General features: G+C 29.1%; 17 protein-coding genes and 1 riboswitch. All 17 genes read left to right on the top strand.

All coding sequences use genetic code 11. The features are described 5' to 3' along the window. Positions 1 to 19: 19 nt before the first annotated feature. The 17 genes from ACZ5TJ_RS08270 (at position 20) to ACZ5TJ_RS08190 (ending at position 14,696) form a co-directional block, all read left to right on the top strand. Positions 20 to 520, top strand: a complete 501-nt coding sequence (locus ACZ5TJ_RS08270; RefSeq protein WP_464198687.1) for a flavin reductase family protein — start codon at positions 20 to 22, stop codon at positions 518 to 520. 183 nt (positions 521 to 703) lie between these two features. Continuing rightward, positions 704 to 1,120 (top strand): DUF3592 domain-containing protein, encoded by a 417-nt coding sequence (locus ACZ5TJ_RS08265; RefSeq protein WP_464198685.1) that lies wholly within the window; start codon positions 704 to 706, stop codon positions 1,118 to 1,120. A 61-nt stretch (positions 1,121 to 1,181) separates the two neighbouring features. Next, a riboswitch (purine riboswitch) is annotated at positions 1,182 to 1,283 on the top strand. A 77-nt stretch (positions 1,284 to 1,360) separates the two neighbouring features. Continuing rightward, complete coding sequence (locus tag ACZ5TJ_RS08260) at positions 1,361 to 2,755, top strand: NCS2 family permease (protein ID WP_464198683.1); 1,395 nt, start codon at positions 1,361 to 1,363, stop codon at positions 2,753 to 2,755. Positions 2,756 to 2,876: 121 nt separating this feature from the next. Next, positions 2,877 to 3,710: an MBL fold metallo-hydrolase gene (locus tag ACZ5TJ_RS08255; RefSeq protein WP_464198681.1), complete on the top strand. Its 834-nt coding sequence runs from the start codon at positions 2,877 to 2,879 to the stop codon at positions 3,708 to 3,710. Between the two features lie 201 nt (positions 3,711 to 3,911). Then, positions 3,912 to 4,361: a MarR family winged helix-turn-helix transcriptional regulator gene (locus ACZ5TJ_RS08250; protein WP_055206775.1), complete on the top strand. Its 450-nt coding sequence runs from the start codon at positions 3,912 to 3,914 to the stop codon at positions 4,359 to 4,361. 10 nt (positions 4,362 to 4,371) lie between these two features. After that, positions 4,372 to 5,355, top strand: a complete 984-nt coding sequence (locus tag ACZ5TJ_RS08245) for a beta-ketoacyl-ACP synthase III (RefSeq protein WP_464198678.1) — start codon at positions 4,372 to 4,374, stop codon at positions 5,353 to 5,355. 42 nt (positions 5,356 to 5,397) lie between these two features. After that, the gene (locus ACZ5TJ_RS08240) at positions 5,398 to 5,619 is read left to right on the top strand and encodes an acyl carrier protein (RefSeq protein WP_055206773.1); all 222 of its coding nucleotides are present in this window, start codon (positions 5,398 to 5,400) and stop codon (positions 5,617 to 5,619) included. Between the two features lie 141 nt (positions 5,620 to 5,760). After that, positions 5,761 to 6,699 (top strand): enoyl-[acyl-carrier-protein] reductase FabK, encoded by a 939-nt coding sequence (fabK, locus tag ACZ5TJ_RS08235; RefSeq protein WP_464198675.1) that lies wholly within the window; start codon positions 5,761 to 5,763, stop codon positions 6,697 to 6,699. Continuing rightward, entirely contained in the window at positions 6,692 to 7,627 is a 936-nt protein-coding gene (gene fabD, locus ACZ5TJ_RS08230) for an ACP S-malonyltransferase (RefSeq protein ID WP_464198673.1), read from the top strand. The genes fabK and fabD overlap by 8 nt, the downstream gene beginning before the upstream one ends. Before the next feature lie 17 nt (positions 7,628 to 7,644). Then, a complete protein-coding gene (gene fabG, locus ACZ5TJ_RS08225) occupies positions 7,645 to 8,385 on the top strand; it encodes a 3-oxoacyl-[acyl-carrier-protein] reductase (RefSeq protein ID WP_464198671.1) in 741 nt (246 codons plus the stop codon). Positions 8,386 to 8,400: 15 nt separating this feature from the next. Continuing rightward, positions 8,401 to 9,639 carry a beta-ketoacyl-ACP synthase II gene (fabF, locus tag ACZ5TJ_RS08220; protein ID WP_464198669.1) on the top strand — a complete coding sequence of 413 codons (1,239 nt, stop codon included), beginning with the start codon at positions 8,401 to 8,403 and terminating at the stop codon, positions 9,637 to 9,639. Positions 9,640 to 9,650: 11 nt separating this feature from the next. Next, entirely contained in the window at positions 9,651 to 10,157 is a 507-nt protein-coding gene (gene accB / locus ACZ5TJ_RS08215; RefSeq protein ID WP_464198667.1) for an acetyl-CoA carboxylase biotin carboxyl carrier protein, read from the top strand. Between the two features lies 1 nt (position 10,158). Next, positions 10,159 to 10,581, top strand: a complete 423-nt coding sequence (fabZ, locus tag ACZ5TJ_RS08210) for a 3-hydroxyacyl-ACP dehydratase FabZ (RefSeq protein WP_464198665.1) — start codon at positions 10,159 to 10,161, stop codon at positions 10,579 to 10,581. Positions 10,582 to 10,590: 9 nt separating this feature from the next. Then, on the top strand, positions 10,591 to 11,943 hold the full coding sequence (locus ACZ5TJ_RS08205) for an acetyl-CoA carboxylase biotin carboxylase subunit (protein ID WP_464198663.1): 1,353 nt from the start codon (positions 10,591 to 10,593) through the stop codon (positions 11,941 to 11,943). Further along, positions 11,936 to 12,790 carry an acetyl-CoA carboxylase, carboxyltransferase subunit beta gene (gene accD, locus ACZ5TJ_RS08200; RefSeq protein ID WP_464198661.1) on the top strand — a complete coding sequence of 285 codons (855 nt, stop codon included), beginning with the start codon at positions 11,936 to 11,938 and terminating at the stop codon, positions 12,788 to 12,790. Before ACZ5TJ_RS08205 ends, accD begins: the two co-directional genes overlap by 8 nt. 1 nt (position 12,791) lies before the next feature. After that, positions 12,792 to 13,607 carry an acetyl-CoA carboxylase carboxyltransferase subunit alpha gene (locus ACZ5TJ_RS08195; RefSeq protein ID WP_464198659.1) on the top strand — a complete coding sequence of 272 codons (816 nt, stop codon included), beginning with the start codon at positions 12,792 to 12,794 and terminating at the stop codon, positions 13,605 to 13,607. 129 nt (positions 13,608 to 13,736) lie between these two features. Further along, positions 13,737 to 14,696, top strand: coding sequence for a DUF4003 family protein (locus ACZ5TJ_RS08190; protein WP_464198657.1), 960 nt, complete (start codon positions 13,737 to 13,739; stop codon positions 14,694 to 14,696). Positions 14,697 to 14,704 lie beyond the last annotated feature (8 nt).

The raw sequence follows: 14,704 nt of genomic DNA, 5'->3' as shown, positions 1-14,704 counted from the left end.
AACTTTAGGAGGAGAGTAAATGGAAAATAAATTTACTAAAGACTTAGAAGGTGCATTAGATAACCTTCATATAAATGGAGCATTTTTAACAGCTGGAGATGAAAATAAAAGCAATACTATGACAATAAGTTGGGGAAGTATTGGGTTTATGTGGAGAAAGCCAGTGTTTATGGCACTTGTTAGAACTAATAGATATACAAATGAATTTTTAAAGAATAGCGAAAGCTTTACTATAAGTATTCCTTACGATGGAAAGATGAAGGAAGCATTAAAAATATGCGGAACAAAATCAGGAAGAGATATAAATAAAGAAGAAGAGGCTAATATTAAATTTATTAAATCTAAATCTGTAAGTACCCCTGTTATAGAAGGATGCGATAAATATTATGAATGTAAAATACTTTATAAAAATAAAATGGATTTAAATGATTTTGATAAAGATTTAGCTGATACATTCTATAAAGGTGAAAATAATAAGGAACATGTTCTTTATTTTGGAGAAATAGTTTCAGAATACTAAAATAAAAATACTGCATTTATAAATGCAGTATTTTTGTTTTAATAAGTTTAATTGTTTTATAAATAATAAAAGTTACTATAGTTAAGATAAAAAAATATATTTTCTAATATAATCACAATATGAAAAACGATCTCATAAAATAAAGTAAGGGATAGTAAAGATTTAAAATATTGGAGGTATTATATGGAAGGATATATACTCTTAGCTATAGGTTTAGCTTTAATTTTAATCGCAATAGTTACTTTCTTCATAAAAAATAATGTTTATAAAAATGGGATTAGAGTTAAAGGAACAGTTTTAGAACTTAAAAAGTCTGATGAAGCAATATTAGATGATTTTAATCAAGTAATCTTTCTAACTTTATATAAACAAGTTATTGAATTTAAAACAAAGGAAAATGAAAAAATAGTTTTTATTCACGATAGTGGGTCAAAATATAATAACTTAAAAGTAGGGGATGAAATTACTATAATATACAATGAAAAAAATAGCGACGAATTTTATGTAGATGATAAAGTAGAAGTTTTTAGATTACCAATAACATTAATTATAACTGCAATTTTATTTTTAGTGTTTTCCTTTACATTATTCTTAATGTAGAAAATATAGGAATATATGTAGTTTTCTGCATTGAAATATTATAGATAGTGATGTATAATTACGTAAAAATAAATATAGTGTCCATATATTTCTGATAATAAGGTTCAGATGTTTCTACGAGAAAACCATAAATTTTCTCGCTATGGGTAAATCACACAAAAGATTTTATTAACTAGCATTGGTTTACCTAAAAACCTGCTAGTTTTTTTATTTTAAAATTTAAATAATGGAGGAAAACAAATGAAAAACTTTTTAGAAAAAGTATTTAAGCTTAAAGAAAATAAGACAAATGTTAAAACTGAAATAATAGGGGGACTTACAACGTTTGTAACATTTGCTTATGCTCTATTAGTTATTCCTAATATACTTAAGATGGGCGGAATGAATTCATTAGGAATAAAAGGGGATGCTGCAGCAAATATAACAATGGCTCAAGATCCAATAATAGCATCAGCATTCGCATCAGTTTGTATAGCAGCTGCTGTTGGTACTTTAATAATGGCATTTCATGCTAACTTACCATTTGTTTTAGCACCAGGACTTGGATTAGTATCATTTTTTGCATATAACATATGTATAAAACTTAACTTTACATGGCAACAAGGATTAGCTGCTGTATTTATTTCAGGTATTTTATTTATAATTATTACTTTAACTTCAATTAGAGAAAAAATAGTTAAAGCTATTCCTAAAAATTTAAAGTTTGCAATAACAGCAGGGATTGGACTTTTTATAGCTTTAATTGGATTAAAAAGTGGTGGAATTATTGTTGCAAATCCAGGAACTTTAGTGGCATTTGGTGACTTTAGAGATAAAGCTGTTATATTAACTATAATAGGTATAGTTTTAGGTGTTATACTTATGGCTAGAAAAGTTACAGGCGCAATGTTAATTTCAATAATAATTACAACAATAATAGGTATCCCAATGGGAGTTACTAATTTAAGCGGAATAAAATTATTTTCAATGCCAACTATAGGTAATACATTCTTTGCAATGGATTTAAAAGGACTTTTAACTAGTAATGGAGACAGTGTTTTAGGTGCTCTTCTTACTGTGTTTATGGTAGTAATTACATTAAGTTTAGTTGATTTATTTGATACAATTGGAACTTTACTTGGAACTGCTCAAAGTTCAGGTATGGTTGAAGCAGATGGGGAAGTTAGAAATTTAAGAAAAGCATTAGCTTCAGATGCAATTGGGACAACTTGTGGTGCAGTATTAGGTACAACAACTCTTGCAACAACAGTTGAATCAGCATCAGGAATTGCAGCAGGAGCAAGAACAGGTCTTTCAAATGTAATTGTAAGTATTATGTTAGTACTTTCATTATTCTTTAGTGGACTAGTTGGAATAGTTCCTCAAAGTGCAACTTCACCAGCTCTTATAATTGTTGGCATATTAATGATGAGTGCTGTTACAGAAATTGATTTTAGTGATTTCACAGAAGCAGTACCTGCATTTTTTACAATTGCAATGATGCCATTTACATATTCTATTGCAAATGGTATAGCAGTAGGTATGATATTCTATCCTATAGTTAAAATAGTAACTGGAAAGGGAAAAGAAGTAGATAAGATTTTATATATATTTGCAATCTTATTTATTTTAAGATTTATACTTATGCCAGATTAATTAAAAAGTAATTAAATATAGAATATAAAATAGACTAAAATTTCTAAGGAATTTTAGTCTATTTTTTTATGAATTATTATTAGTGATATAATTAAAATAACTAATTATTCTAGGAGGATATATGAAAATAACAACTATTATAGAAAATGAATGTATGGAAGTGAATAATCTCTATAATGAACATGGATTATGTTATTTTATTGAGATAGATGGATTAAATATATTATTTGATACAGGACAGTCTTATAAAGCATATGAAAACTTTAAAAAATTAGGGTTAGATAATAAGAAAGTAGATTATATAATACTAAGTCACGGACATTATGATCATACAGGAGGACTTAAAGCATTCTTAGAAAATATAAAATGCAAACCTAAGATAATAGTGGGAAATGAGTTTTTTAGGAGTGGAGATAAGTATCACTTAAAAGAGAATGATAAAAAGTATATTGGTATAGATTTTAATCTTGAATATTTAAAAGAAAAAGATTTAGATATTATTGAAGTTAAAGAGAGTATTAAACTTACAGACAAAATAAATTTAATAAGCAATTTAAATGGTGTCAAGGAAAGAAATATATTAGAAGATGAAGATGTACTTGCAGTAAAATGTAATAACTCTTTAATTAAAGATGATTTTAGAGAAGAATTAGTTATTGCTATAGAAAGAAATGACAGTATTATATTAATAACTGGATGTGCACATAATAAAATACACTATATAGCTAAATATATTAAAAATAAGTTTAATAAAAATAATCTAATTATAATAGGTGGAGTTCATTTAAGTAATGCAACAGATAAAGAAATTAACGAAGTAATAGATAATTTAAAAAAATTAAATATTAAAAAAGTTTCTCTTTGTCATTGTAGTGGACATAAAATTATTGAAAAGCTTAAATCTGAGAAAATAGAGATAATAAGAGGGATTACAGGAACAATAAGTGAATATTAATGACATTAAAAACAAAATTGTAAATAAATTATTACTAAAATCTTCATAAAAATTTATCCATATTTTGTTGACAAAAAGGTTTGATTATATTATAGTTTGATTATCAAAACATTTGATATAAAAAATGTTTGATATCCGTTGATTTATTTTGAAAAAGAATTTATAGTTATATGTATAAGCTATTTAACGGAGGATTAATTAATGGATAAGAATAAAAAAATATTAAATGAATTACTAGTAGAAATTTTTAATGACATACTTCAAATTGAAGAACGTGCACTTAAACAAGGTGTTATAAATGATCTTTCAGTTACTGAGATTCATACTATAGAAGCTATTGGAATGTACACAGAAAGAACAATGTCAGAAGTTGCGCAAGATTTAAAAATTACTGTAGGTACTTTAACAACAGCTATAAACAAATTAATAAAAAAAGGATATGTAGAAAGAAAGAGAATAGAAGAAGATAGAAGAGTTGTTTTAATTAAGTTAACTAAAAAAGGTAAACTTGCATATAGGCTTCATGAGAAGTTCCATTCTGATATGATTAAGAAGACTATTGAAGGCTTATCAGAAGAAGAGGAAGAGGTACTAATATCTTCATTAGACAGACTAAACATGTTCTTTAAGAAGGAGTATGACTGTGATTAAGGAGAAAGTCATGAAAAATATAAAAATAAAAGGGGTAGGCTCTTATGTACCTAGTAGAGTAGTTACTAATTATGATTTAAGTAATTTAGTTGATACTAGCAATGAGTGGATTGTTGAAAGAACAGGTATTATAGAGAGAAGAATTACAGAAGGAGAAGATACATCATCTATAGCTTTTAAAGCAGCAGAGCAAGCTATAAATGATTCAAATATTTCTAAAGAAGAAATAGATTTAATAATAGTTGCAACTATAACTCCGGATTCATTTACTCCATCTGTTGCATGTAATCTTCAGAAGATGCTAGGAGCTAAAAATGCAACTGCATTTGATATTAATGCAGCATGTACTGGATTTATATATGCATTGGAAGTTGGCGAAAGCTTACTAAGATCTAATAGGTACAAAAACGCTTTAATAGTTGGAGCAGAAACACTTTCAAAAATAGTCGATTGGAAAGATAGAAGTACTTGTGTACTATTTGGTGATGGTGGAGGAGCTGCAGTATTAAGCGCTGAAGAAGACAAAGAAAATTTGGGAATTATAAAAACTTACTCAATATCAGAAGGAGAAAAGGGAGATGCTTTAAAAGCTTATGCAAATGATGTTATAAATCCTTTCCTTTTAGGTGATATTGAAGAGAGAAATAAATTCGTTAGTATGAATGGAAGAGAAGTATTTAAGTTTGCAACAAAGGCGATGGTAAATTCAGTATATGAAGTATTAAAGGATACATCATATTCATTAGGTGATGTAGATTATATAATTCCGCATCAAGCTAATTTAAGAATTATAGATTATGCAGCTAAAAAACTTAACATTCCATTATCAAAGTTTTATATAAATCTAGAGAAGTATGGGAATACATCATCAGCATGTATCCCTATAGCTTTAGATGGAGCATATAAAGAAGGAAAAATAAAAAAAGGAAATATTATCATTTTAGTTGGCTTCGGTGGAGGATTAACTTGCGGAGCAACACTTATAAAATGGTAATTTAAATTAAAAATAAATTTGAAATTCATGGAGGTATTAAATATGATATTTGAACAAATAAGAGAAGTAGTATGTGAACAATTAGGAGTAGATGAAAGTGAAGTAAAGCTTGAAACTACATTTGAAGAGTTAGGAGCAGATTCATTAGATCTTTTCCAAGTTGTAATAGAAATTGAAGAAAAATTTGGAATACAATTAGAAGATGCAGAAAGCATTAAAAGCATTAAAGATGCAGTAGAATATGTTGAAAAGAATAAACAATAATTAAAAATTATTAAAGTACTCAATAAGTACACATTTAAGAAACTAGATAACAAAGAATCGGGATTTTACAAGGATAAACCCGATTCTACTTATATAATAATCGGTTTTAAAGTTTTTATGATTTTTAGGAGGAGCTTTTTTATGGATAATAAAATTTGTGAAATGCTTGGAATTAAATATCCAATATTTCAAGGGGGAATGGCATGGATTGCAGATGCATCACTAGCTGCCTCTGTAAGTGAAGCAGGTGGACTTGGACTTATAACAGGAACAGCTCCAGTAGAGTGGATAAGAGAAGAAATTAGAAAGGCAAAAGAATTAACTGATAAGCCTTTTGGAGTTAATATAATGCTTATGTCAGAGCATGTAGATGAAGTTGCTAAATTAGTTTGTGACGAAAAGGTAGCTGTAGTTACAACTGGTGCAGGAAGCCCAGGAAAGTACATGGAAATGTGGAAAGAACATGGTATAAAAGTTATACCTGTTGTGCCATCAGTAGCATTAGCTAAGAGAGTTGAAAAAATGGGTGCTGATGCAGTTATTGCAGAAGGAACAGAATCAGGAGGTCATGTTGGTCAATTAACTACAATGGCATTAATTCCTCAAGTAGTAGATAGAGTTAACATACCAGTTATTGCAGCAGGTGGAATCGGTGATGGAAGAGGTGTTGCAGCATCATTTATGCTTGGTGCATCTGGAGTTCAACTTGGAACAAGATTTTTAGTTGCTAAAGAATGTACAGTACATCAAAATTATAAAGATAAAGTTCTTGGAGCTAAAGATATAGATACTGATGTAACAGGAAGAAGCACAGGACATCCAGTTAGAGTAATTAGAAATAAGCTTTCAAGAAAGTTTACAATGCTTGAAAAAGGAAATGCATCAGTAGAAGAACTTGAAGAATTAGGTACTGGTACTTTAGCAAAAGCTGCAAGAGACGGGGATATTATAAATGGATCAGTAATGGCAGGTCAAATAAGTGGTCTTATAAAAAAAGAAGAAACTTCAAAAGAAATAATAGAAGATTTAATGAATGGTGCAAAAGAAGCAATTGAAAAGGTAGGAGGAATATATGAGTAGTAAAAATATTGCCATACTATTTGCTGGGCAAGGAGCTCAAAAAGTAGGAATGGGAAAAGAATTATACGAAAATATAAAAGAGTGCAGAGAAATATTTGATAAAGGTGAAGAAGTTTTAAACATGAACATTAAAGAATTAATATTTAATGGTGATGAAGAAGAACTTAAACTTACAGAAAATGCACAACCAGCAATTTTATTAACTTCTCTTGCCTGTGTAAAAGCTTTAGAAGTAAATGGTATAGAAGGAGATTATACATCAGGACTTTCTCTTGGAGAATATGGTGCTTTAATATATGGTGGCGCACTTAATTTTGATGATGGATTAAGACTTGTAAAAGAAAGAGGAAAAATTATGGGAAGCTCTCTTCCAGAAGGTCTTGGAAAAATGGCTGCTATATTAAAATTAAATGATGAAAAATTAGGAGAACTTATTAAAAGAGCATCTAAGTTTGGAGTAATTGAAGGTGCAAACTATAATTGTCCAGGTCAAGTTGTTGTATCTGGTGACAATAAAGCAATAGATGAAAGTATAAAGATAGCTAAAGAACTTGGTGGAATGGGAGTGGCTTTAAATGTAAGTGGTCCTTTCCATAGTTCACTATTAAAAGAAGCTAGTTTAGATTTTTTAGAAGTATTAAAAGATGTAGAATTTAAAGAATCTAATAAAATTGTTTACTCAAATGTGACTGGAGCGCCTTATAAAGAAGGCACTGATTTAAGAGAAGCATTAAGTAAACATATAAGATCAGCGGTATTATTTGAAAAAATAATTAAAGATATGTTATCTAGAGGCGTTAATACTTTTATAGAAGTAGGTCCTGGAAAAACATTAAGTGGATTTATAAAGAAAATAGATAGAAAAGCAAATGTTTATAATGTTTGTGATATGGAATCATTAAATAAAGTTATAACAAATTTAAAATAAAGGTATAGGAGGAATTTATGTTAAAAGATAAATGTGCAATAGTTACAGGTGCATCAAGAGGAATTGGAAGAGCAATAGCTAAAAAGCTTGCAAGTCTTGGAGCAAACATTGTTTTAAATTATAGAAGTAATGATGAAGAAGCACTAAAAGTTAAAGAAGAACTATTAAGTTATGGTGTAGATGTATTTTTATATAAATGTGATATAAGTGATTTTAATGCAGTAGAAGAAATGATTAAAGCTTCAAAAGAGAAGTTTGGAAAAGTAGATATAATGATAAATAATGCAGGAATAACGAAAGACACTCTTCTATTAAGAATGAAAGAAGAGGACTTTGATAAAGTTATAGAAGTTAATTTAAAAGGAGTATTTAACTGCTTAAAGGCAATAACTCCAGTTATGGTAAGACAAAAGTTTGGGAAAATAGTTAACATTTCATCAGTAGTTGGTTTAGTTGGAAATGCAGGGCAAGTAAATTATGCAGCTTCAAAAGCTGGTGTAATAGGAATGACTAAATCATTAGCTAAAGAAGTTGGTAGTAGAGGAATAACTGTAAATGCTGTAGCACCAGGATTTATTGATACTGATATGACAGAAGTTTTAGGTGAAAAATTTAAAGAAGAAGCTAAAAAGAGTATTCCACTTAAAAGACTTGGGAAACCAGAAGATGTTGCAGGAGCTGTTGCTTATTTAGTTGGAAATGAAGCTTCATATATAACTGGTCAAGTTTTAAATGTTGATGGCGGAATGGTAATGTAATCGGAGGATTTTTTTATGGAAAGAAGAGTAGTAATTACAGGAATGGGAGCTTTAACTCCAATTGGAAATAATGTTAATGAATTTTGGAATAATGCTAAAGAAGGAAAGCTTGGAATAGATTATGTAACTTTAGTTAATAAAGATGAAGTTAGCGTAAAGGTTGTAGGAGAAGTTAAAAATTTTGATGCAGCAGAAGCTGTAGGTAAAAAAGAAAGTAAGAGATTAGATAGATTTTCACAATTTGCATTAGCGTGTGCAGATGAAGCTATTAAATCATCAGGTTTAGATTTAGATGATGTTGATAAGAATAGAATAGGGGTACTTGTAGGTTCAGGAATCGGAGGTTTTAGTACTATTGAAACTGAAATAACAAAGATGGCTACAGGTTCAAAAAGAGTATCACCATTTTTTATACCAATGGCAATAAGTAATATGGCAGCTGGTAATATATCAATTAAATATGGTTTAAAAGGACCATCAACAGCTGTAGTTACAGCGTGTGCTACAGGAACAAATGGTATAGGAGAAGCTTTTAGACAAATAAAGCATGGATATGCAGATATAATGCTTGCGGGTGGTGTTGAAGCACCTATAACTAAAATTGGAATAGAAGGATTTAATAGTTTAAAAGCATTAAATACAAGCAATGATCCTAAAGTTGCAGCAATACCTTTTGATAGTGAAAGAAGTGGATTCGTAATGGGCGAGGGTGCAGGAATATTAGTTTTAGAAAGTTTAGAATCTGCTAAAAAGAGAAATGCTAATATATTAGCTGAAATAGTTGGATATGGTAGCACTTGTGATGCTTATCATATAACATCACCAGACCCAGATGGAGAAGGTGCATCACGTGCTATGCTTGAAGCTATAGAAGAAGCAAAAATAAATAAAGAAGAAGTTTCATATATAAATGCACATGGAACATCAACTAAATTAAATGATAAATTTGAAACTATAGCTATAAAAAGAACTTTTGGAGATTATGCATATAAGATTCCAGTATCATCAACTAAATCAATGACAGGACACCTTTTAGGAGCAGCTGGTGCAATAGAAGCTATAATTTGTATTGAAGCTTTAAGAGATAATTTCATTCCTCCAACTATTGGATATAGAAATAAAGATGAAGATTGTGATTTAGATTACGTACCGAATGTAGGAAGAAATCATGAAGTTAATTATGCATTAACTAATTCTTTAGGATTTGGTGGACATAATGCTACGTTATTATTTAAGAAATGGAATGAAAAATAGGAGGATTTAAAATGAATATTAATGAAATTAAAGAGCTTATAGAGCTTATAAATTCATCAGATCTTGCATATTTTGAATATGAATGTGAAGACTCACGTATAAAAATGGATAAATCTTTAACTAGAGGTTTAGTGCAAGATAAAGAAGTAATAAAAGAAGAGTCCACTAAAAAAACACCTTCTACAGAAAAAGCTAAAAAAGAAATTGTTAAAGAAGAGAACGCTAGGGAAGAAATCAAAGGCTACAAAAAAGAAGAAAAAGAAGACTTAGAAAATGTAACTATTATTAGTTCACCAATGGTTGGAACATTTTATAGTGCACCATCCCCTGATAGTGATTCATTCGTAAGTATAGGTGAGAAAGTAAATGCTGGAAGTGTACTTTGTATAATTGAAGCAATGAAGCTCATGAATGAAATTGAAAGTGAAGTAAATGGAACAGTAGTGGATATATTAGTTAAAGATGGAGAAATGGTTGAGTATGGAACTCCATTATTTAAAATAAAGGAGGGAAATTAATATGATGGGAATTAAAGAAATAAAGGAAATATTACCTCATAGATATCCATTTTTATTAGTTGATAGAGTTACTGAAATGGAAGAAGGAAAGAGCATTACTGGTTATAAAAATGTTACTATAAATGAAGAATTTTTCAATGGACATTTTCCTAAGGAACCTGTTATGCCAGGAGTTTTAATTCTTGAAGCTATTGCACAAGTTGGAGCGATAGCAATACTTTCAAAAGAAGAATTTAAAGGAAAGATTCCACTTTTTGCAGGAGCAGATAAAGTAAGATTTAGACAAAAGGTTGTGCCTGGAGATAGATTAGAACTGAGTTGTGAAATTGTTAAATTAAGAGGACCTGTTGGAATTGGAAAAGGAATAGCTAAGGTAGATGGAAAGAAAGTATGTGAAGCAGAAATAATGTTTGCTATAGGATAGGTGAATTATATGTTTAAGAAAGTATTAATTGCAAATAGGGGAGAAATAGCAGTAAGAATTATTAGAGCTTGTAAAGAGCTTGGTATTTCAACAGTTGCAGTATATTCTGATATAGATAAAGAAGCTTTACATACTCAACTTGCAGATGAAGCGGTATGTATTGGCTCGTATATGGCAAAAGATAGTTATTTAAACATTAAAAATATTTTAAGTGCTTGTGTTTTGACAGGTGCAGATGCTATACATCCTGGCTTTGGATTTTTATCAGAAAATGCAAAGTTTGCAAAGATGTGCAAAGAGTGCAATATAAAATTTATAGGTCCAGATTATGAATCTATAGAACTTATGGGAAAGAAAAGCAAAGCTAGAGAAGTTATGAAAAATGCAGATGTTCCAGTAGTTCCAGGATTTGAAGGAACTATAGAAAATGAAGAACATGCACTTAATATAGCTAAAGGTATTGGATATCCAGTTATGATAAAAGCATCAGCTGGTGGTGGTGGAAAAGGGATTAGAATTGCTAGAGACGACGAAGAATTTAAAAAAGGATATAATACTGCAAAATCAGAAGCTTTAGCATGTTTTGGTGATGATACTTTATATATAGAAAAATTTATTGAAAAACCAAAGCATATTGAATTTCAAGTACTTGCAGATGAACATGGAAATGTAATTCATTTAGGTGAAAGAGAATGTTCTATGCAAAGAAAAAACCAAAAGGTATTAGAAGAAGCTCCATCATCTGCATTAAGTAATAAGCTTAGAAAAGAAATGGGTGAAGTTTCTAAAAGAGCAGCTAAAGCATGTAATTATAAAAATGCAGGAACTGTTGAATTTTTATTAGATAAAGATAATAATTATTATTTTATGGAGATGAATACGCGAATTCAAGTAGAACATCCAATTACAGAGATGGTAACAGGTGTAGATTTATTAAAAGAACAGTTATTAATAGCAAGTGGAGAAAAATTATCATATAAACAAGAAGATATAAAAATAAAAGGCCATGCAATTGAATGTAGAATCAATGCAGAAGACCCTAAAAATGATTTTAGACCATGTCCTGGGATTATTAATGAATTATATATGCCAGGTGGACTTGGCGTTAGACTAGATTCAGCAATCTATTGTGGATATAAAATTCCTCACTGCTATGACTCAATGCTTGCAAAACTTATAGCTTATGGTAATGATAGAGATGAAGCTATAATTAGAATGAAAAGAGCTTTAAGTGAATTTGGAGTAGGTGGAGTTAAAACAAATATAGAATTCCAATATTCAATTTTAGAAACAGAAGAATTTTTAAAAGGTGATTATGATACAGCATTTTTAGGTGAGAAGATGGTGAATAAGTATGCTTAAGGATTTATTTAGTAAGAAAAATAATTATGGTACAGTAAAGAAAAAAGATACAGATGTAAAACCTAATATTCCATCAGGAATGTGGACTAAATGCGATAAATGCCATTCAATAATTTATTATGAAGATTTAATAGAAAATAAGCATGTTTGTACTAAGTGCAATAATCATTTTAGATTAAAAGGAAGAGAAAGAGTTAATATGTTTTTTGATAAAGATTCCTTTGTTGAATTTGACAGAGGATTAAAATCAAAAAATCCACTTAATTTTAAAGATTATGAGAAGAAATTAAAAAAGGAAGAAGCTAAAACAGATAGTCTTGAGGCTGTAATTACAGGTCGTGGAAAAGTTAATGGTATTGATACTTGTGTTGGTATTATGGATAGCTTTTTTATGATGGGAAGTATGGGAACTGTAGTTGGAGAAAAGTTAACTAGAATGATTGAATACGCTACAGCAAACAAATTGCCTGTAATAATTTTTACAGCATCAGGTGGTGCTAGAATGCAAGAAGGAATATTTTCTTTAATGCAAATGGCAAAAATAAGCTTAGCACTTTCAAAGCATAGTGAAGAAGGATTACTTTATATTACAGTTTTAACTGATCCAACAACAGGAGGAGTAACTGCAAGCTTTGCAATGGAAGGAGATATTATATTAAGTGAACCTGATGCTTTAGTAGGATTTGCAGGAAGAAGAGTTATTGAAAATACAATAAAAGAAACATTACCTGAAGGATTTCAAAAAGCAGAGTTTTTACTTGAAAAAGGTTTTGTAGATAAAATAGTAGAGAGAAAAGACTTACGCACATATATATACAAAATACTTAAATTACATGAGGTGAAATAATATGAATAGAAGACTTGTAAAAGCAATTAGCCCATGGGATAAAGTATCTATTGCAAGGCATAAAGATAGACCTACTTCTAAGTTTTATATAGAAAATATATTTGATAATTTTATTGAATTTCATGGAGATAGAAAATTTGGAGATGATGCTTCTATAATTGGCGGTATAGGTGAACTTTTAGGTACGCCTGTAACAGTAATTGCTATAACTAAAGGGGAGAATACTAAAGAAAATATAAAGAGAAATTTTGGTATGCCAAGTCCTGAAGGTTATAGAAAGGCTTTAAGACTTATGAAACAAGCTGAGAAATTCAAAAGACCGGTAATATGTCTCATTGACACTCCAGGTGCGTTTTGTGGGGTTTTAGCAGAAGAAAGAGGTCAGGGAGAAGCTATAGCTAATAATTTATTTGAAATGAGTAGACTTAAAACACCTATAATATCAATAATAACTGGAGAAGGTGGAAGTGGTGGTGCCCTTGCCCTTGCAGTTGGTGATTCTGTTGGAATGCTTGAACATTCTATATACTCTATATTATCACCAGAAGGGTTTGCATCAATACTTTGGAAGGATAGTAATAGGGCAAAAGAGGCTTCAGAAGTTATGAAAATTACAGCTGAAGATTTAAAAAACTATAAAATTATAGATTTTATAGTTAGAGAACCAAATGGTGGAGCTCATAAAAATAAAACACGTACAGCTAATAGTTTGAAAAAAAGTATAATAAATGAATTAGAAGCTTTAAAAGATATTAATATAGAAGAACTTTTAGATAGAAGATATAAAAAATTCAGAAGTTTTGGAAGTGACCTTTAGTCTAAAAAGAACTAGAATAAAGTATTTTTATTCTAGTTCTTTTTTTTTATGTTATTGACAGGTATAATATAATAGAAATAATATATAAGTATATTATATATTTTACAATAATTTTATGAGGATGATGAAATGGATATTGAGCTGAAAGAGAAAGTAAGAATATTTAGTGATGTTAATAATGATTTTAGAAAGAATTTTAGATGGGATGGAAAAGAAATTAACTGTTTAGCATCTTTAATTACAGGTAGTTCACTAGAAGGCTTTGATGAAAAAAACATGAAAGCTATAAGAAAATTTATTAGGAAAAATACAAAATTTAATTCAGAATATAGAGGAGAATTTTTAAAAGTATTTTCTATTTTAATGAATCTTAGAAAAGATTATAAGGAAGTTTTTGAAAATACTAAATATGTATACTCTGTATTTATGGAGAGGGATTTTATCAAGTGTAAAGAAGCTTTATATGCAGCATTTTTATTAGCTAAAAGATTTTCGGGGAAAGAACTTGAAGATAAACTAAATGAATTGTTAAATATTAAAGAAAATATAGATAAATATTCATATGATTTCTTTAAGAAGAATGACTATATTATGTACGTATATCTTACGATTATGGGTAGAGAATTTGATGAGATTTTAGAAATTATAAAGGATATAGATTTAAAGTTTAAAGAGATAAATCTTAAAGAGTTTAAAGAGCCGAGTGCTTTTTATATCTCTTTATTAAATTCTAATTTAGAAATAGACGAAAAAATAGAAAGAGCATTGAATATAAGATGTTATTTAGTAGATAATATTAATCTTTTAGATTATGATGTCTATCCACTAATTGGACTTGCATCAAACTTTGTCAAAGATGAAGAAATATATTCTAAAGGAGTATTAGACATCTATAATATGCTTAGGGATAAAGGACATTTTAATAGTAAGGGGCTTAGTGATAAAATTTTATTTAAAATATCACTATGTATAGTTTTAATGAGATATATAGAATATATCTATGGAGACATAATAGATTTAGACACTGAGGGAGAGAGAGAAGTTATATATCTTATAGAGGAGTATATTGCTTTTGCTATTATTTTTTAAATACAACT

This window comes from Clostridium budayi (assembly GCF_055396605.1).
The sequence above is the reverse complement of the archived record's forward strand: the minus strand, read 5'-3'. Positions and strand labels throughout refer to the sequence as shown.

Coding starts and splice junctions, on each gene's coding strand:
- ACZ5TJ_RS08270 (WP_464198687.1), top strand. CDS start 20: ATGGAAAATAAATTTACTAAAGACTTAGAAGGTGCATTAGATAACCTT.
- ACZ5TJ_RS08265 (WP_464198685.1), top strand. CDS start 704: ATGGAAGGATATATACTCTTAGCTATAGGTTTAGCTTTAATTTTAATC.
- ACZ5TJ_RS08260 (WP_464198683.1), top strand. CDS start 1,361: ATGAAAAACTTTTTAGAAAAAGTATTTAAGCTTAAAGAAAATAAGACA.
- ACZ5TJ_RS08255 (WP_464198681.1), top strand. CDS start 2,877: ATGAAAATAACAACTATTATAGAAAATGAATGTATGGAAGTGAATAAT.
- ACZ5TJ_RS08250 (WP_055206775.1), top strand. CDS start 3,912: ATGGATAAGAATAAAAAAATATTAAATGAATTACTAGTAGAAATTTTT.
- ACZ5TJ_RS08245 (WP_464198678.1), top strand. CDS start 4,372: ATGAAAAATATAAAAATAAAAGGGGTAGGCTCTTATGTACCTAGTAGA.
- ACZ5TJ_RS08240 (WP_055206773.1), top strand. CDS start 5,398: ATGATATTTGAACAAATAAGAGAAGTAGTATGTGAACAATTAGGAGTA.
- fabK (WP_464198675.1), top strand. CDS start 5,761: ATGGATAATAAAATTTGTGAAATGCTTGGAATTAAATATCCAATATTT.
- fabD (WP_464198673.1), top strand. CDS start 6,692: ATGAGTAGTAAAAATATTGCCATACTATTTGCTGGGCAAGGAGCTCAA.
- fabG (WP_464198671.1), top strand. CDS start 7,645: ATGTTAAAAGATAAATGTGCAATAGTTACAGGTGCATCAAGAGGAATT.
- fabF (WP_464198669.1), top strand. CDS start 8,401: ATGGAAAGAAGAGTAGTAATTACAGGAATGGGAGCTTTAACTCCAATT.
- accB (WP_464198667.1), top strand. CDS start 9,651: ATGAATATTAATGAAATTAAAGAGCTTATAGAGCTTATAAATTCATCA.
- fabZ (WP_464198665.1), top strand. CDS start 10,159: ATGATGGGAATTAAAGAAATAAAGGAAATATTACCTCATAGATATCCA.
- ACZ5TJ_RS08205 (WP_464198663.1), top strand. CDS start 10,591: ATGTTTAAGAAAGTATTAATTGCAAATAGGGGAGAAATAGCAGTAAGA.
- accD (WP_464198661.1), top strand. CDS start 11,936: ATGCTTAAGGATTTATTTAGTAAGAAAAATAATTATGGTACAGTAAAG.
- ACZ5TJ_RS08195 (WP_464198659.1), top strand. CDS start 12,792: ATGAATAGAAGACTTGTAAAAGCAATTAGCCCATGGGATAAAGTATCT.
- ACZ5TJ_RS08190 (WP_464198657.1), top strand. CDS start 13,737: ATGGATATTGAGCTGAAAGAGAAAGTAAGAATATTTAGTGATGTTAAT.